Below are 26,622 nucleotides of genomic sequence, written 5' to 3'. Positions count from 1 at the left end.
CCGTATCAATCCTCCACTAAAAAAAACAAAGTCATGAAAAATCCAGTCTACTTCTCCGCTCAAAAAACCGCTTGGCTCTATTTAAATCTGGCCTTCTGTCTCTTTATTAGTTTTGCTGCCCTCAATAAAAGTGCGATCCTCATTTCCGTCATTATAAGTGTATTAACGGTTTCACTCGGACATTCCATTGGTCTTCATCGTGGGATTATTCACCAGGCTTATTCTACGAGTAAAGGATTTCGAAACTTTCTTTTGATGCTTTTTATTTTCACCGGTATGGGAAGTCCTTTGACTTGGATAAAGCTTCATTACACACGAGATTTTTGGCAAAACAAAAGCAGTTGTCATCCTTATCTGGGCTACCAACACAGCATTTGGAAAGACTTCATTTGGTATTTGCATTATTCCTTTACCGTTGATCAAAAAGATCTTGAAGAGTATGGTTTTCCCAAAGAATTTTATAAAGATCATTTTCTGAAATTCTTGCACAAAACTTGGTATTTGTTCAGCATCATTCCCGCAATTTTGGTATGGTGGTTTTGGGGATTTCAAGAATTTCTGATTATTTTTCCCATTCGTATTTCTATTAATTTATTGATGCATTGGTTTATCGGCTACATTTCACACACGCATGGTTATCGAAAGTATATCATTGCAAACGCTAATGAAAGTGGTTACAATCATTGGATTTTAGGCGTAATTTCGTTCGGCGAAGGATTTCACAATAATCATCATGCTTTTCCATCTTCCTCAAGATTCGGAGTTCGCTGGTTTGAATTTGATCTGAGTTGGCAGTTCATCAAGATTTTAAAATTCTCAAAATTGATCTGGAACGTAAAATGCGCAAATCATGAAACCTTAAAACCAACCGCCATCGAATTAGAAAAAATGGAATGGAATTGAAAATTTTAAATGAAATAGTACAGTAAATTAGTTGGGTAGTTTAATAAATATAGCACATTATAAAAACTGATTAACACTATTTAAAAAACACTTTCATGGTATTAAAAATTCTTAAAATCGAGGTTGCTTCACAATTCCTGTTGTCGATAACGGCCTTACTATTCTACCTTTATGTAATTTTACTAACTGATGAACATAAAATTGAAATAATTTATTTGGGTCTTCTTTTCTTAACTGGAGTTTTTAATCTCATTGGTTTAGTCATCCGATTATTTTTAGTCAGAAATTACTTGAATCTCATCTATCTTTTCGGAGTGCTGTCCTTTTTCATTTTCAGTTTTGCCCTCTACTTTTTTTTAGATTACGATTTTGAAAGAGATGTCGATGGTATCATGATCTATTTGTTTGTTTTTGGATTTCTTTTTAATATCTATTATCTCTTTTATGGTTATCTGCTGATTAAAAACTGGCAATCAAAACCGTTAGAAAATTAATCATAAAATTTCCGTAAATTCGCATCAAATTTTTAAATAATGAACTACGATATTATTGTCATCGGAAGTGGTCCCGGTGGATATGTTACGGCAATCAGAGCCGCACAATTAGGTTTTAAAACTGCCATTATTGAAAAAGAAAGCTTAGGCGGAATTTGCTTGAACTGGGGTTGTATTCCTACAAAAGCATTGTTAAAATCTGCACACGTTTTTAAATATTTACAACAAGCCGAACAGTATGGTTTAAACAAAGTAGAAAATCCAGGATTCGATTTTACGAAAGTGATCCAGAGAAGTAGAGGAGTTGCCAGCAAAATGAGTGGTGGAATCGCTTTCCTGATGAAGAAAAATAAGATCGACGTCATTATGGGAACTGCAACCATCCAAAAAGGAAAGAAAGTTTCTGTAACCGACAAAGACGGAAAAGCAACTGAATATTCAGGGGAACATATCATTATCGCAACTGGAGCTCGTTCCAGAGAATTGCCAAATATTCCTCAAGATGGAAAAAAAATAATCGGATACCGTCAAGCGATGGTTCTTCCGGAGCAACCAAAATCAATGATCGTTGTTGGTTCAGGTGCGATCGGAATTGAGTTCGCTGATTTCTATAACACGATGGGAACGAAAGTTACCGTTGTAGAGTTTATGCCAAATATTCTTCCTGTTGAAGATGAAGATACTTCAAAACACGTTGAGAAATCTTTGAGAAAATCAGGGATTGAAATCATGACCAACGCTTCCGTAGAATCTGTTGATACTTCTGGAAACGGCGTAAAAGCAACCGTGAAAACGGCAACTGGAAACATTACTTTAGAAGCAGATATTTTACTTTCGGCCGTTGGAATCGCTTCCAATATTGAAGGTCAAGGTTTTGAAGAAGTTGGAATTCAGACTGATAAAGGAAAAGTTTTGGTGAACGAATGGTACGAAACTTCTGTTCCGGGCTATTATGCAATTGGTGATATTTTGGCGACACAGGCTTTGGCGCACGTTGCTTCCGCAGAAGGAATTACCTGTGTTGAAAAAATCAAAGGACTTCACGTAGAAAAAATTGATTACGGAAATATTCCAGGTTGTACGTATGCTCATCCAGAAGTGGCGTCTGTTGGTTTAACCGAGAAGCAAGCGAAGGAAAAAGGCTACGAATTGAAAGTAGGTAAGTTCCCGTTCTCAGCTTCCGGAAAAGCTACGGCAAACGGTGATACCGATGGTTTCATCAAAGTGATTTTCGATGCCAAATACGGTGAATGGCTAGGTTGTCACATGGTAGGAGACGGCGTTACCGATATGATTGCAGAAGCAGTTGTCGCGCGTAAATTAGAAACAACAGGTCACGAAGTTTTAAAATCAATTCACCCGCATCCAACCATCTCCGAAGCAGTGATGGAAGCTGTTGCCGCCGCTTATGGCGAGGTGATTCACATCTAAAATATTCAAAATATTGATATACAAAACTCCAGTGATTTGCTGGAGTTTTTTTTATTTAATAGCTTCTGTACTAGTTGTTATGATTTTTATTTGGGCAGCTATTTCCGTCTTCCACTCCCGCTTTTTTGTTCCACTGCGTTGCACAAAAAGAGCTCCGTTCAAGCCGGGCTGCAGAGTTGGTGTTTTCACAAGCCTATTTATAATTTAAAGAACTTATGTATATTTGAGAGTTATCTACAATTTAACAAAAGCATATATGAATAAAAATATTATCAAAGAATGGTTAAAAATTTCGATTTTAATTTTTTTCATTGCAGTAATTTTTAAATATATCCAAAATGTAAATATTTATTCTGTACCATGGTTCGCAATATTTATTTTTTTTGGTTATAAAATTTATAAAAAACACATTTATGATACATCTATCATATTGTTTGTTTTGCTTCCTCAATTTTTCTTAGGGATTATATTCGTCTTAATTCTCGATAGCCATTCTACTAAAACTTTCCCTTTCAATCCGCATTATTACGGAGTTAACATTTTTACTGAAAAAGGCGATGATGATTATGGAAACGCAGTTGGGACAGCAGAATATTTAGATTTGAATGTTATAAATGATATTGATCATAATGCAATAAATTCTGATAAATCGTATGGAATTGAATATTTTATTTTTTGGCAATCAGGAATAGCAAATGGTTACACGGCGAATAATATCAAATATTTTGATAAAAATAAAAATGCTTTAAATCTAATTTCGAATTTTTTATCCATAGGCATTATTTCATTTTTTGAATCTATTTTGTTATCAATTAAATATTTCTTAGTTGGAATGGTGGCATTTATTGTATTCAATATTTCTTATAAAATTATAAATAAGAAGAAATTAATAAGTGTTTTTAAACCATGTACCATAGATGAAAGAGAAAAAATTAAATGAATCAAAAATGATAGTTGATAAAAAGACATTTTTTTAATCGGCTGAATTAATTAATTTAATGAGGCTATTTGGAATTTTCTTATTAGACGCAACTGCGAAATTGTGCAAGTATATTGTAACATTAAAAATTTAACCAATTGATGATCAAATTTTTAAATTATTTTCTAACTTACAAAAATTATAGAGTAATTGTACCAATTATCTATTTGGTGATTTTTATTATAATTTTTTGTAATTGGACAGTGATAAGTAATGAATGGATGAAATTAGTTCATGAAATTCTGATCCTTGGAGGTGTAAAATCTATCATATTATTAGTGTACTTTATTTTAATAACAATTAGTTTATGTACTTATATAATATTTATTCCTTTGATAGAAATTGATAAAAAATATGACAGTAATGATAGAGTTAAAATATTTGAACCTAGTAAGGCTACAATAATCGGATTTTTAGAGGGAGCAAGTGCAGTCATTTTATTACCATTATTTACAATTCTTTTCATAGGCTTATTTTTTATTTTAGAAGTACTAATAAAAATTTATGCAGGTATTGTTGCAATATTATTCTTCACATTATTTCCTCTATTAATAATTTACATAATTATAAAAAAAATAATTTTAATTTTTAAAAAGTAGAAAAAGGCTGATGAAAAAAATATATAAACTAATTTGTTTGAAGTTCTGCGCTGCGCAAAGTCTCCGACTTTGAGCAAACTTTAAAACAAATCAGATTCACCAACACTTTGTCCTCCAATATTTTAACATCAAAAACAAAAATCTAAAATCAACATTCTCTACATTTGTATAAACTAAAAACACAATACCATGAGATTTTTCGATTTTCATTGCCACCCGATTTTTAAACAATTATTCAGCGATTCACTCAATATTGATTTTCTAATTTATAAAAGCGACCTCAAAAATAAAATTCAAATATATGCCCCAATTTGATAAAATATTTTTCCTAATAATTTTCCTGTTTGTCCATAGCGTTTTCGCTCAATCAACCACCAATAAAATTGATTCTCTAATGAAATTCTATAGTCATAATGGAACTTTTAACGGTAATGTACTGATAGCAAAAAATAATAAAATTATTTATGACAAGTCTTTTGGATTTACGGATGAAACTAAAACGAAAAAATTGACTTGTGATTACCGTTTTAATATTTGCTCCATTACAAAGGAATTCAGCGCTGTCGCACTATTGCAATTAAAGGAGCAAGGCAAACTGAATTTAGAAGACAAAGTTTCCAAATTTTTACCGGAATTATCAATCTGGGCAAATGAAGTTTCAATCAGCCATTTATTAAATTATACCAGCGGAATTCCTAAGGTGAACTGGAAGAAAGTTAAGACTGATGAAGACCTTTTTAATGGTTTATTGCAAATAGATTCGCTTGATTTTAAACCAGGTACAATATACGATTATAACAATAATAATATTTTTTTGAGACAGTTTATTGTCAGCCGAATTACAGGAATACCTTTTAAAACTTATGCAGAAAAATCGATCTTTAAACCTTGTAAAATGTACGCATCGGTTTTAACGCCTTTCACCAATGAGAAAATGATTGCTAAGGGATTTAACAATAATTTGATTAAAGACAAACCAGATTTACCCTTTACGGGCGGAACTTATCTAACCGCAAACGATTTATTGAAATGGGCGAAATGCCTTCATTCCGGAGAATTAATAAATAAGAAATCGTTGTTTAAAATTGGTCAGCACTTTAATCAGGAAGAAACGCAATCTGCGTTAGGTAATGCGAAATATAAAAACGGAACTTTGTTTGAGCACGATCATCATGGAAGAGCAGGAAGTTATGAGGCACTTTTAGTTTCAGATATCGATAGAAAGTTGACCATCATATTATTGACTAATAACTATAACGGAAAAGTTTCCGAAATTTCAACTGCAATTAGTACAATATTAAAGAACTCAAAATAACCAGTCAGCTTCAACAAGCAATAGCGGAATGACAGCACAGACTCACGATTCCAGTCTGAAAAAAATCTTCCAAAAACAAGAAAACGACTGGAATAAAAATATAAAAGCATTTTCAAATACTTTCAGTGATGATGCAACTTTGATTAATTTTCCGCTGTCCGTCATACCAAAACGATTCAAAACAGAAACAAAAATACATATAAAAATGAAAAGAATTACAGTTTTCTGCGGCTCAAGTATGGGAACAGAAGATAGCTACAAAATACAGGCAACGCTACTTGGAAAGACATTAGCAAAACAGAATATTGACTTAGTTTACGGTGGGGCCAATGTTGGACTTATGGGTGCTGTTGCAGACGGGTCTTTAAGCGAAGGCGGAAAAGTAATTGGCGTACTTCCTACTTTTTTAAAATCTAAGGAAGTCGCTCATGATGGTTTAACAGAATTAATTTTGGTTGAAAGTATGCACGAGAGAAAAACTAAAATGAACGATTTATGTGACGGAGTTATCGCAATGCCCGGAGGATTCGGGACACTCGAAGAGTTTTTTGAAATGCTAACATGGGCTCAGCTTGGACTTCATAAAAAACCAGTTGCAATTTTAAACATTGACGGATTTTATGACGCTTTAATGGTTTTGGTGCAAACAATGGTAGAAAAAGGTTTTTTGAAAGAAGTAAATCAAGAAATGATTTTAGTAAGCGACAACATTGAAGAGTTGCTGCACAAAATGAAAAATTATGAAGCTCCAAAGGTTGGAAAATGGATCAATAAAGAAACGGTTTAACAAAGAAGTACGAGCGCACAACATTAGCAGCGCAAAGTCTTGACTTGAGCTATTACAAGCAAAACCACAATTTAATTTGTGGTTTTTTATTTTTGAAATTTTTTTAATTAATTAATTGATTGGTTTGTAATAACCATACAAACATTCCACATCACTTTATTTTTAGCTAACTTTTAGTAATGAAAAAATTTAAACTCGGTCTCGTTCTTTCTGGTGGTGGGGTTAGAGGAGTTGCACACGCAGGAGTCTTGAAATTTCTGAGCGAAAAAAAAATCCGTCCAGATATTTTCGCTTGTTGTAGCGCGGGTTCAATTGTGAGTTCGCTCCACGCCATTGGAAAAACTCCTCTTGAAATTTTGAATTTTTCAAATCAATTTACTTTTTTAACTGGCATCATTTTACTTTTAACAACCCTGGTTTTATTTCTTCAATGGTTTTTGCGGAATATCTTAATCCGATTTTTGGACCAATGAGAGTCGGTGCACTCCATGTTGATCTAAAAATAATTTCGACCGAATTGGTCTCAGGAAAACAGAAAATTTTTGATAAAAAAGATAAGGTCTTCGATCCTGTGATTGCTTCATGTTCAATTCCTGGAATTACCGTTCCGAATATTGTTGGTGGTGAAATATTTAGTGATGGTGGCGTTCTTAATAATTATCCGGCAGATATTATTCATCAGGATTGCAAAAAATTAATTGGCGTTTCAGTTTCTCTACTTCAAGATGTGACCTTTAATGATCTGAATTCTTTAAAATCAGTTACTATGAGAGCGTTTGAACTACTTTCTCACCGAACGGATCCGTAAATTTTCTTACTGCGACTGGTTGATTACTTCCAACAACTAGCTAATTATGGAACCTTCGAAAGAAATCCGCAACATTAGAAGAAATTTTCGAGATCGGTTATCAAGCTGCAAAAACATCTTATGATGACAGCGTTTTTAAAATAAAGCCTTAAAAAATATTTATAAATTGGAATTGTTCAAACTGATAATTTCAACTAAACAACTGATTTTACTGCATTAAAAAGAGTATATCTTTATTTGCTGAAGAGTTGTAATATAATAAGATGCAAAGATTAGCATTTTAAAAAAGCAAAAATTCATCAAAGTATAATGTTCGTTTCTTACTTTTGACTAATTATTAAAAATGGAAAAATATGATCTTGGTTTAGTGCTTTCCGGTGGTGGAACAAAAGGTGTGGCTCACGCTGGAGTTCTCAAATTTTTTGCGGAGAAAAATATTCAGCCGGATATTTTGGCGTGTTGCAGTGCAGGTTCAATTGTAGGCGCACTGCATGGAATTGGAAAATCTGGAGATGAAATTCTGGATTTTTTTAAGTCCGTTTATTTTTTTAACTGGCGGCATTTTACCTTCAATAAACCTGGATTGGTTTCCTCTCTTATTTTTTCGAATTACTTAAGTCCGATCTTCCACGATATGACTTTGGGAGAACTGGATGTTGATCTAAAGATCATTGCCACAGAATTAGTCTCTGGCGAACAGCGAATTTTTCAACCTCAGGATAAAATCGTTGATGCCATTATTGCTTCCTGTTCGATTCCAGGAATTACAGTTCCGTACATTGTGGGCAACGAAATGTTTAGCGACGGCGGCGTTTTGAATAATTTTCCTGCAGATATCATTTATCAGGATTGTAAAAAACTAATAGGAATTTACGTTTCACCACCGCAAGAGGTAGAAATCGCCGATCTGCAAACCATTAAAGCCATCACGACAAGAGCCTACGAATTGATGTCGCACCGAACAGAAATCCATAAATTTTCTTATTGTGACTGGATTATCACGTCTAAAAAATTAGCGAATTACGGAACATTTGAGAGAAAAGCCAGCCGACTTGAAGAGATCTTCGACATCGGTTATCAGGCTGCAAAAGATTCTTATGAAAGTTTTAGCCTTTAAAAAAGATATTTCCAATACACCAAAATTCCCACACAAACTGCGGCAAAAGACATTAAAACTACGGCTCCTGCAGCGATATCTTTAATGACCTTAATGCGTTCATCAAATTCAGGTTGTACAACATCACAGACTTTTTCTGCGGCCGTGTTCAGGATCTCTAAACTTAAAACCGCAAAACAAACGATCAATATCAAAGCAGTGTCAGTCGCATTGAGCTTTAAAAATACGATCAGGAAAATATTCAGGAGCAAACCAAAAAGTTCTAACTGAAAATTCCTTTCTGATTTTACCATCCAGAAAACCCCGTGAATTGAATTTAAAAAACTTTTGTAAAAAGGAGGTTTGCGCATTACCAGTTTTTGTCGATCATGTAAATCAATTGTCCCATTGCAACGGAACCTAAAAGCAATTCGCGGTGATTTACTTTATCAAAAGTATCTTCATCGGAATGGTGAATCTCAAAATAACGCTGTGAATCCGGGACTAATTCGGCGAGAGGAACGCCAGCTTCCTGCATCGGTTCGATATCGGTTCCGGCGTATTGCAAGTCAAAAGTATGAATTCCATAAGGCACGAAAAGTTCTTTCCAGGATTGAATTTGTTTCCGTTTTTCAGGACTCATGACCAAAGCAATTCCGCGCGGCGTAAAACCACCACCATCAGTTTCGATGGCGAACAGATGTTTTTCGTTATTTTTTTTGATGTTTTCCGCGTATTGATCTCCGCCTTTTACCCCATTTTCTTCATTTGCAAAACAAACTACGCGAATCGTATGGTTATTTTTTAAACCCATATTTTTGAAAGCCCGAAGAACTTCAATACTTTGAACAATTCCGGCACCATCATCTTGCGCACCTTCACCAACATCCCAGGAATCTAAATGTCCACCAACAACGATGACGCTTTTATCTTTATTTCCAGTGATTTCACCAATAACAGAGTGGGAGAGTTTCTCCCCTTTCATTGCACAATTTGAATTTAATTTCGCAATTACTTTTTGAGTCTTTAAAGTTTTTTCTAATTCATCGGCGCTTTTTGGACCGATCGCAACAGCAGCGATCTTGAATGTATCGTCAGCGTCATATTTCATCATTCCTGTGTGTGGAACATCATCAAAGGCGGAAGAAAGCGAACGGATGATTACTGCTTTTGCACCACGTTTTCCAGCCCACGAAGCTGCACTTCTTCTGTATTTTCCCGCGTCGCCATAAGCTTGTCCGGTATTAATAAACTTTTGATTGAAAGCATAATTAAAGAAAACAATTTTCCCTTTAATGGCCGCATCCGGAAGTTTATCGAATTCTTCCTTATTTTTAACGAAAACAATTTCTGCTTCTACATCTTTTCCTTTTGTTCCTTCAGAATTTCCGAGAGAAAGCATTCTCAAAGTTTTCCATTTTCCACTTTTTTCTTTGATTTGGAGAGATTCTTTTCCGCGTTCCCAAACCGGAACCATCACGTCTTCTTTCCAGACTTTATCTGCTCCGGCTTCTTTTAGTTTTAAAACTGCCCAATCGGTGGCTTTTTCGTACGCAGCGGAACCGCTTAAACGATGTCCAATATTTTGAGTCAGATCGCGCAGATTTTCATACGCCGTTCCATTCACTAAAATTTCGTCGGCAATTTTTCTGAACTGTATTGAATCCTGTTTGTTTTGGGAAAATAAAATTCCGCCCAAAAAGAGCGGAAGTATTTTTATTAAATTGTATTTCATGACTTGAATTAAGATTGATAGATCCAAATTTAAGAAAATTTATCTAAAGACGAAATAAGTCCTAAATATCTATCACCGAAAATTTGTCATCCAAAAATTTTACTGTTTCATATCAAACATCACCAATGCTGTGACCAGTTTAGGCTCAATATAGGTACATTTCGGTGGCATTACAACTTTGTGATCCGAGACTTTAAGCAGATCATTAAAACTGACAGGATAAATTCCAAATCCGACTTTGAAATCACCGGAATCTACTTTCTCTTTCATCTTTTTTATGCCTTCAACTGAAGAATCTCCTTTAATGTAGGTAATCTTGTCGGTAGTTTTTGGATTTTGAATTCCAAGAATATCTTTAATAACAAATTCTTCTAAAAGGAAATGGTCCAGATCATTAAGATCGCCCTGCTGTTTTCTCACATCATGTTTTACGTGGAGGGAATAAAACTTTCCACCCAGATACATTGAAATGTGAAATTTCTGAGATGGATAATAGGGAGTTTCTCCTTTGTCGTGAAGCAGGAAATTTTCTTCGATCCTGGCCAGAAACTGCTCTTCCGAAAGTCCGTTTAAATCCTGTAAAAGTCTGTTATAATCGTGAATTTTAATTGATTGATTAGATACAATAAAACTGAATACATAGTTATAATATTCTGTTCCGTTGTGTTTCTTATTTTTTTCCTGAAGATGCTGTGCGTTCAATGCGGTAGAACCAATTCTATGATGACCATCGGCAATATAAAAGGAATCGATCTGTTCCAGAACATCTTTAAACTGCTTCATCTTTAATCTATTGTCGATTTGCCAAACCTTATGTCGGGTGCCGTTATCGTCTAAATAATTAAGAATAGGAACGTTTTTTTCTTCATGATTCATCAGCAATTCCACTTTTGGATTTGCGATATAAGTTAGAAGAACCGGTTCTGCCTGAATATTCACCTTCTCCAGATAATAAGCCAGTTTTTCTTTTTTATGAGTCAGCGTTGATTCATGCTTTTTAATTTTTCCATTACGAAAATCATCAACACTTACCAAGCCTAAAAGACCGCGGTAAGTTGATTTATTCGGTAAAAACTGCTCATACAAATAATAGGAAGATGAATCCTGAACCAGGATCTTATCATCTAAAAGTTCCTCAAAATTGGTCCTTATTTTCCTCAGGTTACGGTCGATATCTTTAGATTTACTAACCACATAGGGTTTTATCATCTGGACGTACGACGATTCCAACTGGGATTTTTTATTGATCTCTTCCTGAGAGAAATTATCTAGGGGATGGGTTGGGAATATATCGACAAAGTCTTCACTCGGCCGAACTCCCCGAAAAGGTTTGAAAATAGGCATGTATATCTATATATTCTTTTTAATATCAATAATTTGCAGTGCAAGTTCCGTTCCGATTTTTTCTTGCGCATCTAAAGTATTTCCGCCTAAATGCGGAGAAAGCGAAAGATTTGGATTCATCAGCAATGGCAATTCCGGAGCTGGTTCGTTTTCAAAAACATCTAAAGCGGCACCTGCGATTTTACCGGATTCTATATGTTGTAGGAGACTTACTTCATTTAAAACACCGCCTCTTGCAGTATTTACAATGAAAATGCCGTCTTTCATTTTTTCGAATTGCGGCGTATCGAGAATATATTCTGTAGTTTTTGGCGTATTAATGCTGAGGAATTCTACGTCTTTCAAAAATTCATCCCAGTCATTCGTAGATGAAATTTCAAACTGAACTTCCTGGCCGTCGAAAAACTGCAAGGCTATTTTTTCTGTGCGTGGTTTTCTGGTCAGAACTTTCACTTTCATTCCTAAAGAAATTCCGATTTTCACGACTTCCTTTCCAATTCCACCAAAGCCGATCACGCCCAAAGTTTTGCCTTCCAGCTCAACTGCCTTTGAGAACGATTTTTTCATGGCAGAGAAGTGCGTATCACCTTCTAGTGGCATTAAACGGTTGGATTCGTGTAGGAATCTTGCCAAAGATAAAAAGTGTGCAAAAACCATTTCCGCAACTGATCTGGAAGAAGCATTTGGCGTGTTGATGACGTACAGACCTTTTTCAATGGCGTATTCAACATCAATATTGTCCATTCCAACACCGCCACGACCAATAATTTTTAAACTTGGACAAGCGTTAATTAGATCTTCTCTTACTTTGGTTGCACTTCTTACCAAAAGAACGTCGATCTGATTTTCATTAATGAAATTGATCAACTGCTCCTGAGAAACTTTGGCATCTATAAATTCAATACCTGCCTCTATTAAAGCATTTTTTCCTGATTCTGAAATTCCGTCGTTCGCTAAAACTTTCATATTTTACAATTTAATATTTCAAAAAAATTAATTTGAAAATTTTATTTAATATTTTTCATTACGTCCACTAAAACCTGTACACTTTCGATGGTTAAAGCGTTGTACATGCTTGCTCTGTAACCGCCAATGCTTCTGTGTCCATTCAATCCATTAATTCCCGCAGCTTTCCAGGCAGCATCGAATTCTTCTTTTTTGGAATCATCTGATAATTTGAAACACGCGTTCATTAGTGACCGATCTTCTTTTTCACAGAACGTTTCGAACAAAGGATTGCGATCGATTTCCTCGTACAATAATTTTGCTTTGGCTTCATTTCTAATTTCTGCAGCTTCGATTCCACCGTTATTTTCTAAATGCTGTAGAGTCAACATTGAGGCATAAACTGGGAAAACGGGTGGTGTATTATACATCGATTCTTTCGCGATGTGCAACGAATAATCCAGCATTGAAGGAATATCTCGTCCTGTATTTCCTAGGATTTCTTTTTTAATAACGACTAAAGTTGTTCCTGCAGGACCCATGTTTTTCTGAGCTCCGGCGTAAATGAGATCAAATTTTGAAAAATCAATCACACGGGAAAAAATATCTGAACTCATGTCGCAAACCATCAACGTATCAACCTCTGGAAAAGTTCTCATCTGCGTTCCATAAATGGTATTGTTAGAAGTACAGTGGAAATAATCATATTCACTCCCAACTTTATAATCCTTCGGAATAAAAGAGTAATTTTTATCTTTCGAAGAACCAACAACATCAACCGTTCCTAGTTTTTTAGCTTCTTTAATGGCTCCAGCAGACCAAACTCCGGTGTCTAAATAAGCGGCTTTTCCATTCTCAGATTTCATTAAATTGAAAGGAACCATTGCAAATTCTAAACTTGCGCCACCTCCTAAATAAAGCACTTCATAATCATCATTAAGTTTCATGAGTCTTTTAACGATCGCTCTAGCTTCGTCCATCACGGCTACGAAATCTTTGCTTCTATGAGAAATCTCCAGAAGAGAAAGTCCGCTGCCATTGAAATCTAAGATTGCTTCTGCAGATTTTTGAAAAACTTCTTGCGGTAAAATACAAGGTCCAGCGCTGAAATTGTGTTTTTTGCTCATTGTTTTAATTTTACAAGATTTCGCTCCCGGCGATTTCTATTAATGAATTATTAAATTTATTTGATAGGATTTTTATAAAAAAAAACGCCCACAATACGTGAGCGTAATTTTTATTCACCGTGTAAAAAGGCTTTTTTCTCGAGTAAACTTTCTTCGGATTCTACATGATCCTCGTCTGGTATGCAGCAATCTACGGGGCAAACTGCGGCACATTGTGGTTCCTCATGGAAACCCATACATTCTGTACATTTATCGGTTACAATAAAATATACATCGTCACTTACCGGTTCTTGGGGCGCATCTGCATCTACCGTTAACCCTGATTTCATAACGACTTTTCCTTTCAGCGCAGTACCATCGGAAGCTTTCCAATCTACAGCGCCTTCATAAATCGCATTATTCGGGCATTCTGGTTCACAAGCACCACAATTTATACATTCGTCTGTTATTCTGATAGCCATTGCTACTTTATTTTTTAAATTTGCACAAAATTACTAAAATTCCACCAATTTTCCATAGAATGAATACAGAAAAGCAAATTTCCGGACTTTGTAGATTAAGTTCTTATATCAAGAAATTTTTAGAGACAAAAACTGAAAATTTTAATGAAACTGATGAGGAATTCTCTGCATTATTACGAAAATCAGAAAATGAAAATTCTTGGTTCACACAAGATAGTCAAAGATTCGCTCTAAAACAATGGGCTGATCTGTTAACAGAAGATCATCTGGAAAAGTGGCTTTCAAAATATCGACCGTCCACAATTTCAAAAAAAGTAGGATTGATCCTGGCCGGTAATATCCCAATGGTGGGCTTTCATGATGTGATCTCTGTGATTTTGAGCAATCATATTGCGCTCATTAAATTATCTTCTAAAGACAAAACACTTTTGCCTTTTCTCCTTAAAAAATGGAATGAGTTTTCCGACGGAAACATTCAGTACGAATTTGTTGAAAGACTTCAGGATTTTGATGCCGTAATTGCGACCGGCAGTAATAATACCGCGCGATATTTAGAATATTATTTTAAAGATAACCTCAGTATCATTCGGAAGAACAGAACTTCTGTCGCTGTTTTAAAAGGAGATGAAACTCAGGCAGAACTGCAGCTTTTGGCAGAAGATATTTTTAGATATTATGGATTAGGCTGCAGAAATGTAACCCGCCTCTTTATTCCGGAAGATTTTAAAATTGATGGCTTGTTTGAGAATTTTTTAAATTTTAAAGACATTATTAATCACAACAAATATGCTAATAATTACGAATATAACCGTGCGATCTATCTGCTGAATCTGGAGAAATTTTGGGACAATAATTTTGTGATGTTGAAGGAAGATGAAGCCTTATTTTCGCCTTTATCAGTGATCAATTTTACACGATATTCAAATATTGAGGAAGTGAAAAATTTCATCAATGAAAATGAAGAGAACATTCAGGCAATCGTCGCTAAACCCGAATTGGGACTTGATTCTATTGCTTTAGGAGAAGCACAGAACCCTGATCTTGGAACCTATGCTGATCATGTAGACACGATGAAGTTTTTGGAGGTGATTTAAATCAAAATTTAAAACCTGGAATTTTTCGGATTCAAAAAAGTTTTAAAAACCATAACATGTTCACCGAATGCGCCTTCAATTCTGTCCGTAATATTAATCAATTCGATTTCAACAAAATCCTGACGCTTTTCGTCATTGTCAAAAATTAATAAAAGATTGGTGTTTTTTCCTTCGTTGATCATGTCACTTTCGACTTCCGAAAGCATATACTTTTCGACATCGATCAGGTTCTCTACCATTTCGAAAAGGTCTTTTTCCATATATTTCTGCCAGGCGTTGCTAACGGTCTCGGTCGTATGAAAGGTAAGGCTTAAAACGCTCATTATTTTTAACTTTTTTTATGATTTTGGTGCTAATTTGAGGGGCAAAAATCGGTAAATTTTTCGTAAATTAGCACGTTATTAAAATCAGAAATTTAGGAATTGTCAGGCGTGGGTATAACTGCTTGATTTTCATTTTATTAAAAAAGATATATGCATACAGAAGGAGAAAGGTTAATTCCTATCAACATTGTTGATGAAATGAAATCCTCTTATATCGATTATTCGATGTCGGTAATTGTTTCCAGAGCGTTACCCGATGTAAGAGATGGCTTAAAGCCGGTTCACAGGCGAGTTCTTTACGGAATGTATGGACTCAACGTTTTTTCAAACAGAAAACATTTAAAATCAGCCAGAATTGTTGGGGATGTTCTTGGTAAATATCACCCACACGGTGATACTTCTGTGTACGACGCAATGGTGAGAATGGCGCAACCCTGGAGTCTGCGTTATCCACAAGTTGATGGGCAGGGTAACTTTGGGTCTATGGATGGTGATCCGCCGGCTGCAATGCGTTATACGGAAGCAAGATTGAAGAAAATCTCCGACGAAATTTTAGCAGATCTTGATAAAGATACCGTAGACTTTCAAAATAACTTTGATGATTCCATGACGGAGCCGACCGTAATGCCCACGAAAATCCCGAACCTTTTGGTGAATGGAACTTCGGGTATTGCAGTAGGAATGGCGACAAATATGGCGCCTCATAACTTGACAGAATCAATTGATGCCATTTGTGCATATATCGATAATCCGGAAATTGATATCGATGAGCTCATGAAACACATCATCGCGCCTGATTTCCCGACTGGTGGAATTATTTATGGGTATGATGGCGTGCGCGATGCCTTACATACAGGACGCGGACGAATCGTTCTGCGTGCAAAAGTAGGCTTCGAAGAAGTTCACAACAGAAACGCGATTATCGTTACCGAGATTCCTTATCAGGTGAATAAAGCGGAAATGATCGCGCGAACTGCAGAATTAGTTAAAGACGAAAAAATCTCCGGGATCTATGAAATCCGGGATGAATCCGACAGACAGGGAATGCGTATCGTTTACGAATTGAAGAATGACGCGATACCGAATGTAGTACTGAATATGCTTTATAAATATACTGCATTACAAACTTCCTTCAGCGTTAATAATATTGCCCTCGTCAAAGGCCGTCCTGTTCAGTTAAATGTGAAGGACTTAATTCTTCATTTTGTAGAACACAGACATGAAGTTGTTGTTCGCAGAACGAAATATGATCTAAGAAAAGCGCGCGAAAGAGCGCATATTTTAGAAGGTTTCATGAAAGTGATCGGAACCCAGGATTCGCTCGACAAAGCCATCGCAATTATTCGTCACAGTTCAAATCCTGCAGAAGCAAAAGACGGTTTGATCACAGAATTTGATCTTTCTGATATTCAGGCGCAAGCAGTGTTAGATCTGCGTTTGGCGAGATTAACCGGAATGGAACTCGACAAAATTCGTGCAGAATATGACGAGATCATGGCATTGATCAATGATCTGGAAGATATTTTGGCAAATGAGCCAAGAAGATATCAGATCATCAGAGATGAAATGTTAGAAATGAAAGAAAAGTACGGCGACGAGAGAAGAACGGAAATCGATTATTCCGGTGGCGAAATGTCCATCGAAGATTTAATTCCAGATGAAAAAGTAGTACTTACAATTTCTCACGCCGGATATATTAAAAGAACATCACTTTCCGAATATAAAGTTCAAAGCAGAGGTGGAGTTGGTAACAGAGCAGCAACGACAAGAGACGAAGATTTCTTAGAATATATTGTAGCAGCGACCAATCACCAGTACATGTTATTCTTTACAGAGAAAGGGAAATGTTTCTGGTTACGGGTATTTGAAATTCCGGAAGGATCTAAAATTTCAAAAGGAAGAGCCGTTCAGAATTTAATCAATATTGAACCGGATGATAAGATCAAAGCCTACATCCGAACCAATGACCTAAAGGATCAGGAATACATCAATCAAATGAATGTCGTAATGATCACGAAGAACGGAACCATCAAGAAAACATCATTAGAAGCTTATTCCAGACCAAGAACAAATGGAGTAAATGCGATCGAAATTAGAGATAATGATCAACTTTTAGGTGCAAGATTAACGAACGGAAGTTCCGAGATCATGATTGCTACCAAAAACGGTAAATGTATTCGTTTCCCCGAAGAAAAAGCAAGAGCAGTTGGACGTGGATCCATTGGTGTTCGCGGAATTTCTCTGGAGAAAAACGATGAAGTTATTGGTATGATAGTTGTGAACGATGTGCAGAATGAAACCGTTTTGGTAGTTTCTGAGCGTGGTTACGGAAAAAGAACCGCTGTTGAAGATTACAGGATCACAAATCGTGGTGGTAAAGGAGTAATCACTTTAAACATTACAGAGAAAACCGGAAATCTAATTGCGATTCAAATGGTAACGGACGATGATGGTTTAATGATCATTAATAAATCTGGAGTTGCGATCAGAATGGGAATGGACGAAATGCGGATTATGGGTAGAAATACGCAGGGAGTAAAAGTAATTAATCTTAAAAAGAATGATGAAATTGCTGCCATCGCAAAAGTGGAAATGGATAAAGATGTAGAGGAGATTATCGAAGAAGATCCAGATGCTTTACCGGCAGAAGTTCACAGCGACCTTGTTGAATTCAGCGATTCTGAACAAACCGGCGATAATGCAGTAAGCAATATTGGCAACGAAAAAGAATTGAAGAAGATAGAAGACGAAGAAGCGGAAGAAAATAAAAAAACAGAAAACGGCGAGGAAGATAATTCCGAAGACGAAGATTAATAGTTAACCAATTTTTAAAAAAATATAATGAAAAAAATATTTCTAAGCATTGCGCTAGTTTCTATGACTTTTGCACTTGCACAAAAAAAGGAGATCGCTGCAGCTGTTAAAGCGATTGACGCAGGAGATACTGCAACTACAAACACGCAGATTGCTGCCGCAGAATCACTAATGGGAGATAAATCCTATTTATTGGAGCCTTCTGTTTTAGAGCAGTATTATTACGCAAAAGGAATGTCGCTTCTTAAATCTGGTAAAAATGCAGAAGGAGCAGCTTACTTAGCGAAAATGAGCGAACTGGGAAATTCTAAAATTTATACCGGTAAAGACAGTTCCAAAAACAAAGTTTATTATGTTGGGAAAGCTGCAGCCGATAAATCTGGAATACAGGGATTAAAGGAAGAAACTTATACCACTACTTTAACCGGAAAGATCGGAAATACGCTTAATCCTTTGATCGAAGCTGCGAACAAAACTGCAATGGATGCCTACAATGCGAAGAATTACTCAGTTGCAGCTCCAAAATTCCAGGAGGTTTATGATCTTTTAAAAGCTGGCGGACAGGATAATAAACAATATTTGTATTACTCAGGACTGAACTATGCGTTAGCCGGTAAGAAAGAAGATGCGATCAACGTATATAATGAATTGATCAATGCTGGTTATACTGGTGCAGAGACGACCTATACTGCAAAAAATAAAAAATCAGGAACGGTAGAATCTATGGATAAAACTTCCTGGGATCTGTACAAAAAAATGGGCGCAACTGCTGATTATACCGATTTCAAAGTAGATACTTCCAAAAATATCGAGAGTGAAATTTATGAAACCAATGCAGCCCTGATGATTGAAGCTGGAAAAACTGATGAAGCCTTAAGTTTAATAGACAAAGGTTTAAAGAAATTTCCTACCAGCGCTAAACTTTCCGAGTTACAGGGAACAGCCTACTTTAAAGCAGGGAAAATGGATGAATTTATTGGAAATCTGAAAGTTCAAACCACCAAAAATCCTAATGATGCAAACAACTGGTATAACTTAGGAGTTTTACAAAGCAAAGATCCTGCAACGCAGGCAGATGCCATTGCATCTTACAAAAAAGCAGTAGAATTGAAACCAAATATGGTTCAGGCCTGGCAAAATCTTACCTATGCAACAATGGGTGATGATGGAAAAGCTATTGATGATTACAATGCGGCGAAAAAAGCCGGTAAAACTGAAGTTGCTAACCAGATCATCGAGGCAAGAAGAGGTCGATTGGCTGCGACCGTACCTTTTGCAGAAAAATGGTATCAAAATGATCCGGAAAGCATGGACGCCGTTAAATTATTGAAAGGTCTTTACCAATCAACAAAAAACGACGCCAAATTCGAGGAATTTAAAGCAAAGGAAACAGCTATGAGTGCTGGTAAAAAATAAGGTCTTACCTAAAAGATTTTCAAAGTATACTGAATTCATTTCCAGTATACTTTTTTTTGTGAAATTCTGAAACCAACATTTTAGCAAAACTTTAGCATCCAGACTTTTTCAGACTCTCAATTTCTTCGTAAATTCACGTCAAATAATACATGTTATGACTTCATCAGAAAAAATAAGCGCGTTACGCCAAAAAATGTCCGAAAATAATATTGATGCTTTTATCATCTATTCCGCAGATCCGCACATGAGCGAATACTTGCCGGCAGAATGGCAGGAGAGATCCTGGCTTTCAGGATTTACAGGTTCTGCAGGATTCGTGGTCGTTACCAAAAAGAACGCCGGATTGTGGACGGACGGTCGATATTTCGTACAGGCGCCAATCGAACTTAAAGATTCCGGCATCGATCTTTTTAAAGATGGGATGGATGGAACACCGAATTATGTAGACTGGATCATTTCAGAAATTCCGGATGATGGGAGAGTAGCGGTCAACGCGATCGCGACCTCAAATGCAAACTGGGAAATGCTGCAGGAAAAACTATCCTCTAAGGGACGAACTTTAGTCGATTTACCTTTATTGAAAGAAATCTGGACAGACCGCAGTTCCGGAGCCCAAAAAAATCCCGTCTTTGTTCATCCCATCGAAAGAGCCGGTAAATCGGTGACTGATAAGCTCATCGACATTCGCAATAAAATGGAAACCTTAGAAGCTTCTGTTCATATCATCTCCAGTTTAGATGATGTTGCGTGGACTTTAAATTTGCGCGGAAGCGATGTTCAGTCGAATCCTGTATTTTTAGGCTACCTAATTTTGACCAAGAATGAAGCGAAACTCTATGTTGATCTGGAAAAATTAGACGTTGATTCCCGCAAACAAATGGACGAATCTTGTGTGAAAATGTTTCCTTATGAAAACTTTTTCAGTGATTTAAAAAATATCAGCAACGAGAAGATCTTAATTTCTCCTACCAGCAATCAGTTAATTTTTGATGCTTTAAAGGATAACAATACTTTTATCAAATCAGCTGTTCCCGGCAATTTAATGAAAGCCATCAAGAATAATACTGAGCTCGAAGGCTTTCGAACCGTAATGCAGCGGGATGGAGTAGCGATGGTCAAATTCCTCTATTGGCTGACTCATACCGCAGGGAAACAAGCAATGAACGAATTCTCGATTGGGGAAAAATTAAGAGGTTTCCGTGCGGAAGGTAAAAACTTTGTGGGCGAAAGTTTCGGCAGTATCGTTGGTTACAAAGAAAATGGCGCCATTATGCATTACTCTGCAAAGAGCGAAGGCAGCAAAGAAGTGACGAATGAAGATACTATTTTGGTAGATTCCGGCGGTCAATATCTTGAAGGAACAACCGATATTACCAGAACTTTTGCTTTAGGAACGGCTTCCGACGAATTTAAACACAACTGCACTTTAGCATTGAAAGGTTTAATTCAATTGTCAATGGTAAAATTCCCGAAAGGAACGCGTGGAGTTCAGCTCGACGCTTTTGCGAGAATGGCACTCTGGAAAGAGGGAAAAGACTTTAACCACGGGACTGGACACGGTGTTGGTAGTTTTATGAATGTGCACGAAGGTCCTCAGAATATCCGAAAAGATATGAATCCTCAGGTACTTATTCCCGGCATGGTTTTATCCAATGAACCCGGCTTTTATTACGACTATCATTACGGAATCCGTCACGAGAACCTCATCGCAGTAACAGAAAAAGAAACCACCGATTTCGGAACCTTTTACGAATTCGAAACATTAACGATCTGCCCATTCGACAGAAACGTGATCGCCACCGAGTTATTAACGGATCCGGAAAAAGAATGGATGAATAAATACCATGACTGGTGTAAGGAAAAATTAGAAAACGATCTGCAGGGCGAAGTCAAAGACTGGTTCCTGGAACAGGTTAAACCCTTATAAATTTTCAGAAAAAATAAAATTTTAGTTTTGTTGAAATTTTAAAAGTAATCGTAGAAAAAGTGCAGAAAAAAAAATCTGCACTTTTTTTTGTTTTAAAATAAATTCATGGGAGCATTTCTAAATACAGAAACAAGTGCTTATTTATATAATTTCCAGTTAAAAAGCACTCTGTTTTAGGAGCATTAATTTTTCAGCTTCTCCAGAGATTATACCCGCTGTCCACTAAATCTTTTCCTTTTGCATTCGCAAAAGAAAAAGGATACCGTTCCCATCGCGGCTAAAACACAAGGCGTTTTCTCTTTCCAAAAATTAAATAGATGAGGCAAACATAAAATTCACCATCACAATATTAACTTTAATTTCCACTGTCATTCTGAGCCCGCCGAAGAACCTCCATGCGAAAAAAATTAAGAAATCAAACAATACCTCGCAGCCACACTGTCATTCTGAGCTTGTCGAAGAACTTTCATCCAAAAAAAATTAAGAAATCAAACAATACCTCGCAACCACACTGTCATTCTGAGCCTGTCGAAGAATCTTCAATCAAAAATAGTAGATTCTTAAATCTAAAAACTCATTTTAGCGCTCTCTTCTCCAGTAAATTTCATGCAATCCTTTAATCTCCGCTAAAATTTCCCCTTCTCCAGGGCCACGAACATCCACATTCTTTATAATATCTTCAACCGGTAAAAAATTAATTTTCGCTGCCGGAATATTAAATTCTTTCTGCCATTCACCGAACTGTTTTGCAGAACTCAAATAAACCAGAGAACCTAAACCTGCTAATCCATGCGCCGCAGAACACATCGGACAATGTTCGCCAGTCGTGTACATCGTTGTTTTTGCACGATCTTCTTCCGATAAATTTTCCGCTGCCCAATATGCTAAATCAATTTCCGGATGCGCCAAAGCCGTCTTTTCATTCACGCGGTTTCGAGCTTCTGCAATAATTTCTCCGTCTTCATTTACCAACACAGAACCGAAAGCTTCATCGCCGGCTTCTACCGCTTCTTTAGCCAATTCCAGACATCTGCGTAAATATTTCTCATCGATTGTTTTGATTTGATCAGCCATTGTTATTGTTTAATTTTTTAGAGATTTTCTACGTTTTACTTTTCTAATTCTCCTGTTTTCCAAATTATATTTGTTTACGAATACAAGTCAGCAGCGATGCGATAGGTATTGGTGTGCGCGTTGATGATCGTCTTTATTTCCGGTGAATAACCGCCGCCCATACTGCACTGAACAGGAATTTGAAATTTTTCACAATTCGAAAACACGATCTCATCTCTTATTTTACAACCTTCCAAAGTGCAGCTTAAATTTCCGAGTTTATCGGAATCTAAAATATCAACACCGCTCAGATAAAATATAAAATCGGGTTTTTCACTTTCGATTAATTTGGGTACAAACTCTTTAATGATTCCTAAATATTCTTCATCTCCGGTTCCGGTAAGAAGTGGAATATCCAGATCAGAAACTTCTTTTTTGAAAGGATAGTTTGTCTTGCCATGTACAGAAAATGTAAAAACTTTAGGATTGTACTGAAAAATTTCTGCCGTTCCATTTCCCTGATGCACATCTAAATCAATGATCAAAATTTTTGAGGCTAACTTTTTCTGCAATAAGTAACTCGCGCCAATCGCCTGATCATTCAGCATACAAAATCCTTCGCCACGATCGGTAAAGGCGTGATGCGTTCCACCCGCGATATTAAAGGCAACTCCAGTGTTCAAAGCCATTTCGCAGCCTGTAATGGTTCCCTGCGTTATTCGTAATTCCCGCTCGATTAATTCTGCAGAAAGCGGGAAACCAATTTTGCGAACTGCTTTTGCGCCTAAAGTTAAATTCAGTAAATCATCGACGTAATCTTTCTCGTGCACCGCGTAAACATATTGTAAATCTGCTATTTCGGGCGCAAAGAAATCTTCTTCGTCTGCAATTCCTTCCAGTACTAATTGTTGCGGCAATAATTCATACTTCAACATCGGGTTTATGACCTTCCGGCAAGGGATGTTTGTAAATCGGATGAAAAGCAATTGGTAGCATTTAAACTTTTTTAGTGCGGATATTTTTCAAAATAAATTCAGAAACAGAACTTATTCTTCTAACTCAGACAGATATTTGATGATCGCCAACCTGGAATCTGACCGTGGATCATTTACGTTTGTCGGAACAGGATAAATTTTAACAATATCTGGATTATCTTTATTCAGAAAACTCATATTGGCTTCTCCGCCCGTCATTAAAAAATCTGCAAGACCAACGTGATAGGATTTTTGCGGATTGATAGGAATGTTTTTCAAAGTCTAGGTCTTCGTTTCAGGAACATAATTTACATCTGCGGAATACTGTAGAAAACCTCCGGAGCCAACATTATTTCGGCCAGCTTCCAAAACCCGGGTTAAGAGGCTTCCCTTCATATCGACTTCCACAATTGATCCGCCATAAGGCAAAGTACGAATGATATCATATTCTGTTATGGGCATTAAAAGAAGATCGTCTACGCGAATAGAACCCGAGTTTAAAAGCACCACATCGGCAGTCGGAACGGCCTTTTCCATAGCTGAAACAATAATGCGGGTTAAATTTGTTTTTTCAATTCGGATCATATTTTCCCGGCCATCTAAAGGTTCGCCAGCTTCCCGAATAACTCGTTTGGAATTAAATCCCAGCGCTGAGAAATTTGTATCTCCAATATCCATCCACTTTTTAACCACCAAAGCGGTTGAGGGATCTTCTGCGATTGAGGTATCGATCATCCGCAATTCGGGAACCACAGAAGTTTTTTTATTTTTCAAATCGATCGTAAGATAATTCACATAGGCTGATTTCGCATTTGCATGTGCTTTTGTGATATAAATATTACCAATGTTTTTAAATTGCATATTGTGCTCATGACCACCCATAATTAAAGCCAATCCGGGAACGCGACGAGCCAGAATGCTGTCCTGATCAACGGAAAGATGAGTTAGCGCAACCACAGCATCACAAGAATCTTTGAGTTGTGCATATAATTTTTCTGCCGCGGCGAAATAATCGGTATAACTTACATATTCCGCTTTATTAAAGGGAATTGTTAATCCAATAAATCCGATTTTTGCTTTGGTTCCATCCTTATCCTGAACATTCATTACGTAAGATTCGGGGAAGGCTTCCGTTCCGGAGGAAGTTGTTTTTACAAAAGGGCTAATGCCGGACTTTGTCTGATGAAAAGTATGGGAGGCGATCCACTTGAACGCAGATTCATCGATCCTTTCCTGTAGTTCCTCTTCTTTTATATCAAACTCATGATTGCCGAAAACTGCCAGATCTAAACCTGCGGAGTTTAAAGATTCCACCATTTGTTTTCCGCGGATCCATTTACCCTCGTATTTTAAACTGTTAAAGACAGAAGGACTTAAAAAATCACCCGCCATGACCATAAAAGTGTTGGGGTTTTTTGCGAGTTCCTGCTTTTTTAAAGTTGCGACCCTCGCGACGCCACCAACTTTACCACCCTGCATCGGTGCAATTTCATAAACATCATTTACCTGGACAAAAGTCACTGTTATTTTACCATCGTCCGCAGGTGCAGGAAGTCGTTGGGTTTTACAGGAAGTTAAGACCAATGCTAAAATTACGGCACAAAAAGAGATCTGCGTTTTCATTATTATAAGTTTAAACCCAAGATATTAATAATAAGCCATTTCCACAAATCAGAAGTAAAAGTCTTATTGGATCTGGTCTGATTTTATTGGGATTGATGAATGCTCCTTTTTAAAGTGATCATATATTAATAAGATCTAGAGCAGTTTCTTTCCAGATTTATTCGCTCCACATTCTTGTGATAAAATCCAAAGCGTTCTGACTGCTAATTTTAGCCATTTGTTCTTTGCCAAATTCTTTTTCGAGAATGGAATTGATTTCTGGATAACGGCCTGCATTTTCATGCTCCGGAAAATAAAACGGGATTCTAGATTTGTCTGGATTTTCTTTGGTGTAAAAATAATCCGCGCCATAGCAAATTGCATTTTCGGCGCCCAATTTTAAGCCTTGAGAAACATGGTCTTGAAGAGCGTCGGATTTTTCCGGATTTACAAAGGCGCGGACGAAGTTGAGGCCGATTAATCCTTTTTGGTGAATGATTTCCTGGGCAATATCATCTGGTAAATTCCGTGGATGATCAAAAACCGGTCGGTAATTGGAATGACTCGCAATAATTGGAACGCTGCTGTTTTCTTTGGAAATATAATTCAGAATATCATAAGCCAAGGCGTCGCTCGTATGGGAGAGATCGATGGCAATGTTTTTTTTATCCATATAATCGATCAAAGCTTTACCATCATTTTTAAGCCCGGCAGTGGAGTAGTTGCCGCCCCCAAATCTGTTTTCTGCATGGTGGGTAAAGCTGATGTACATAATGGAACCAACATTTTCAATAATTCGCTCCAGATTTTCAAAACCTTCTTTTAAGGTCATACTTTCATCGCAGAAAGCCGAGCCACTTTCTACAGAAGCCAGCATTCCGATATTTTCATTGGTTTCAAAAGTTTCAAGATGTTGCTTTTCAAAACGATAAAGTTCATTTTCTTCTTTATTTAAAGTCTTGAATATTTCGCTTTGCTGAAGTCCAAATTCATGGCTCTTGGCTTCTGTCGGAGCGAAGATGGCCATGATCTGTAATTTTACATTTCCCTCTTTTAAGTAAGGAACTGCACAACCCATATCGTCAGTATTATAAATGGTAGTGCCGGGTCGGGTGAGATAACTGAGTAGATCACAGTGAAGGTCGATAACAGGATTTTTCATATTTTTTTATATCGTAAAGATAAGGAAACGGAAATGTGAAGCAAATGATCATTACATAACTTGAAAAATCTACGATGTCAAATCCAGAAGATTCCAGCGTTTACTTTCAATATTTTGCCTCGATTTCCAATGTTTTTCCTAAAATTATGGACAGATTGATTTGACTTGAAAGCAAAAGAACAAAAAATTAACGAGCTATAAAATCAAACTTTAAGCAAAAGTGATGTTAATTT

General features: G+C 36.6%; 25 protein-coding genes and 1 pseudogene. 14 read left to right on the top strand and 12 right to left on the bottom strand.

The features are described from left to right. Window positions 1-33: 33 nt before the first annotated feature. The 10 genes from ACZ9HT_RS07835 (at window position 34) to ACZ9HT_RS07790 (ending at window position 8,433) form a co-directional block, all read left to right on the top strand. The gene (locus ACZ9HT_RS07835) at window positions 34-903 is read left to right on the top strand and encodes a fatty acid desaturase (protein ID WP_476039919.1); all 870 of its coding nucleotides are present in this window, start codon (window positions 34-36) and stop codon (window positions 901-903) included. 95 nt (window positions 904-998) lie between these two features. Next, the gene (locus tag ACZ9HT_RS07830) at window positions 999-1,397 is read left to right on the top strand and encodes a hypothetical protein (protein WP_476039918.1); all 399 of its coding nucleotides are present in this window, start codon (window positions 999-1,001) and stop codon (window positions 1,395-1,397) included. 39 nt (window positions 1,398-1,436) lie between these two features. After that, window positions 1,437-2,828 (top strand): dihydrolipoyl dehydrogenase, encoded by a 1,392-nt coding sequence (lpdA, locus tag ACZ9HT_RS07825; RefSeq protein ID WP_476039917.1) that lies wholly within the window; start codon window positions 1,437-1,439, stop codon window positions 2,826-2,828. Between the two features lie 256 nt (window positions 2,829-3,084). Next, complete coding sequence (locus ACZ9HT_RS07820) at window positions 3,085-3,768, top strand: hypothetical protein (protein WP_476039916.1); 684 nt, start codon at window positions 3,085-3,087, stop codon at window positions 3,766-3,768. Between the two features lie 260 nt (window positions 3,769-4,028). Next, on the top strand, window positions 4,029-4,406 hold the full coding sequence (locus tag ACZ9HT_RS07815; protein WP_476039915.1) for a hypothetical protein: 378 nt from the start codon (window positions 4,029-4,031) through the stop codon (window positions 4,404-4,406). 394 nt (window positions 4,407-4,800) lie between these two features. After that, on the top strand, window positions 4,801-5,721 hold the full coding sequence (locus ACZ9HT_RS07810; protein WP_476039914.1) for a serine hydrolase domain-containing protein: 921 nt from the start codon (window positions 4,801-4,803) through the stop codon (window positions 5,719-5,721). Between the two features lie 205 nt (window positions 5,722-5,926). After that, window positions 5,927-6,508 carry an LOG family protein gene (locus tag ACZ9HT_RS07805; RefSeq protein ID WP_476039913.1) on the top strand — a complete coding sequence of 194 codons (582 nt, stop codon included), beginning with the start codon at window positions 5,927-5,929 and terminating at the stop codon, window positions 6,506-6,508. 179 nt (window positions 6,509-6,687) lie between these two features. Continuing rightward, complete coding sequence (locus tag ACZ9HT_RS07800; RefSeq protein ID WP_476039912.1) at window positions 6,688-6,981, top strand: patatin-like phospholipase family protein; 294 nt, start codon at window positions 6,688-6,690, stop codon at window positions 6,979-6,981. Next, window positions 6,939-7,316 carry a patatin-like phospholipase family protein gene (locus ACZ9HT_RS07795; protein ID WP_476039911.1) on the top strand — a complete coding sequence of 126 codons (378 nt, stop codon included), beginning with the start codon at window positions 6,939-6,941 and terminating at the stop codon, window positions 7,314-7,316. The genes ACZ9HT_RS07800 and ACZ9HT_RS07795 overlap by 43 nt, the downstream gene beginning before the upstream one ends. A 343-nt stretch (window positions 7,317-7,659) precedes the next feature. Further along, window positions 7,660-8,433 carry a patatin-like phospholipase family protein gene (locus ACZ9HT_RS07790; RefSeq protein ID WP_476039910.1) on the top strand — a complete coding sequence of 258 codons (774 nt, stop codon included), beginning with the start codon at window positions 7,660-7,662 and terminating at the stop codon, window positions 8,431-8,433. Here the strand turns inward: ACZ9HT_RS07790 and ACZ9HT_RS07785 are convergent. The 6 genes from ACZ9HT_RS07785 to ACZ9HT_RS07760 all read right to left on the bottom strand — a co-directional run bounded on the left by ACZ9HT_RS07785 (window position 8,430) and on the right by ACZ9HT_RS07760 (window position 14,024). Continuing rightward, on the bottom strand, window positions 8,430-8,783 hold the full coding sequence (locus tag ACZ9HT_RS07785) for a diacylglycerol kinase family protein (RefSeq protein WP_476039909.1): 354 nt from the start codon (window positions 8,781-8,783) through the stop codon (window positions 8,430-8,432). The genes ACZ9HT_RS07790 and ACZ9HT_RS07785 overlap by 4 nt on opposite strands. Further along, window positions 8,783-10,147: a M20/M25/M40 family metallo-hydrolase gene (locus ACZ9HT_RS07780; protein WP_476039908.1), complete on the bottom strand. Its 1,365-nt coding sequence runs from the start codon at window positions 10,145-10,147 to the stop codon at window positions 8,783-8,785. Before ACZ9HT_RS07780 ends, ACZ9HT_RS07785 begins: the two co-directional genes overlap by 1 nt. A 99-nt stretch (window positions 10,148-10,246) precedes the next feature. Next, window positions 10,247-11,491 carry a DUF1015 domain-containing protein gene (locus tag ACZ9HT_RS07775; RefSeq protein ID WP_476039907.1) on the bottom strand — a complete coding sequence of 415 codons (1,245 nt, stop codon included), beginning with the start codon at window positions 11,489-11,491 and terminating at the stop codon, window positions 10,247-10,249. A gap of 6 nt (window positions 11,492-11,497) precedes the next feature. Further along, window positions 11,498-12,457 carry a D-2-hydroxyacid dehydrogenase gene (locus ACZ9HT_RS07770; protein ID WP_476039906.1) on the bottom strand — a complete coding sequence of 320 codons (960 nt, stop codon included), beginning with the start codon at window positions 12,455-12,457 and terminating at the stop codon, window positions 11,498-11,500. A gap of 41 nt (window positions 12,458-12,498) precedes the next feature. After that, window positions 12,499-13,563, bottom strand: a complete 1,065-nt coding sequence (serC, locus tag ACZ9HT_RS07765; protein WP_476039905.1) for a 3-phosphoserine/phosphohydroxythreonine transaminase — start codon at window positions 13,561-13,563, stop codon at window positions 12,499-12,501. 110 nt (window positions 13,564-13,673) lie between these two features. Then, entirely contained in the window at window positions 13,674-14,024 is a 351-nt protein-coding gene (locus ACZ9HT_RS07760) for a 4Fe-4S binding protein (protein WP_235141987.1), read from the bottom strand. Between the two features lie 59 nt (window positions 14,025-14,083). Between ACZ9HT_RS07760 and ACZ9HT_RS07755 the strand changes: the two genes are divergently transcribed. Further along, window positions 14,084-15,118 (top strand): acyl-CoA reductase, encoded by a 1,035-nt coding sequence (locus ACZ9HT_RS07755; RefSeq protein WP_476039904.1) that lies wholly within the window; start codon window positions 14,084-14,086, stop codon window positions 15,116-15,118. A gap of 8 nt (window positions 15,119-15,126) precedes the next feature. Here the strand turns inward: ACZ9HT_RS07755 and ACZ9HT_RS07750 are convergent, their stop codons facing one another. Then, the gene (locus ACZ9HT_RS07750) at window positions 15,127-15,441 is read right to left on the bottom strand and encodes a DUF4286 family protein (protein ID WP_476039903.1); all 315 of its coding nucleotides are present in this window, start codon (window positions 15,439-15,441) and stop codon (window positions 15,127-15,129) included. A 150-nt stretch (window positions 15,442-15,591) separates the two neighbouring features. On the opposite strand from ACZ9HT_RS07750, the gene gyrA reads away from it, so the two are divergent. The 3 genes from gyrA (at window position 15,592) to ACZ9HT_RS07735 (ending at window position 21,598) form a co-directional block, all read left to right on the top strand. After that, window positions 15,592-18,255, top strand: coding sequence for a DNA gyrase subunit A (gene gyrA / locus ACZ9HT_RS07745; protein WP_476039902.1), 2,664 nt, complete (start codon window positions 15,592-15,594; stop codon window positions 18,253-18,255). Between the two features lie 27 nt (window positions 18,256-18,282). Continuing rightward, window positions 18,283-19,671: a tetratricopeptide repeat protein gene (locus ACZ9HT_RS07740; protein ID WP_476039901.1), complete on the top strand. Its 1,389-nt coding sequence runs from the start codon at window positions 18,283-18,285 to the stop codon at window positions 19,669-19,671. 154 nt (window positions 19,672-19,825) lie between these two features. Continuing rightward, window positions 19,826-21,598, top strand: a complete 1,773-nt coding sequence (locus ACZ9HT_RS07735; RefSeq protein ID WP_476039900.1) for an aminopeptidase P family protein — start codon at window positions 19,826-19,828, stop codon at window positions 21,596-21,598. Between the two features lie 579 nt (window positions 21,599-22,177). On the opposite strand, the gene ACZ9HT_RS07730 is transcribed toward ACZ9HT_RS07735, so the two are convergent. From ACZ9HT_RS07730 to ACZ9HT_RS07710, 5 genes and pseudogenes are all read right to left on the bottom strand, one after another. Then, window positions 22,178-22,672 carry a nucleoside deaminase gene (locus tag ACZ9HT_RS07730; protein ID WP_476039899.1) on the bottom strand — a complete coding sequence of 165 codons (495 nt, stop codon included), beginning with the start codon at window positions 22,670-22,672 and terminating at the stop codon, window positions 22,178-22,180. A gap of 74 nt (window positions 22,673-22,746) precedes the next feature. Continuing rightward, a pseudogene (locus ACZ9HT_RS07725) lies at window positions 22,747-23,647 on the bottom strand (histone deacetylase family protein). 50 nt (window positions 23,648-23,697) lie between these two features. After that, a complete protein-coding gene (locus tag ACZ9HT_RS07720; RefSeq protein ID WP_476039898.1) occupies window positions 23,698-23,904 on the bottom strand; it encodes a hypothetical protein in 207 nt (68 codons plus the stop codon). Window positions 23,905-23,907: 3 nt separating this feature from the next. Next, a complete protein-coding gene (locus ACZ9HT_RS07715) occupies window positions 23,908-25,248 on the bottom strand; it encodes a bifunctional metallophosphatase/5'-nucleotidase (protein ID WP_476039897.1) in 1,341 nt (446 codons plus the stop codon). 157 nt (window positions 25,249-25,405) lie between these two features. After that, window positions 25,406-26,389 carry a dipeptidase gene (locus ACZ9HT_RS07710; protein ID WP_476039896.1) on the bottom strand — a complete coding sequence of 328 codons (984 nt, stop codon included), beginning with the start codon at window positions 26,387-26,389 and terminating at the stop codon, window positions 25,406-25,408. Between the last annotated feature and the right edge of the window lie 233 nt (window positions 26,390-26,622).

The organism is Chryseobacterium sp. UYP7 (assembly GCF_056279225.1).
This window is presented reverse-complemented; position numbering and strand designations above follow the sequence as displayed.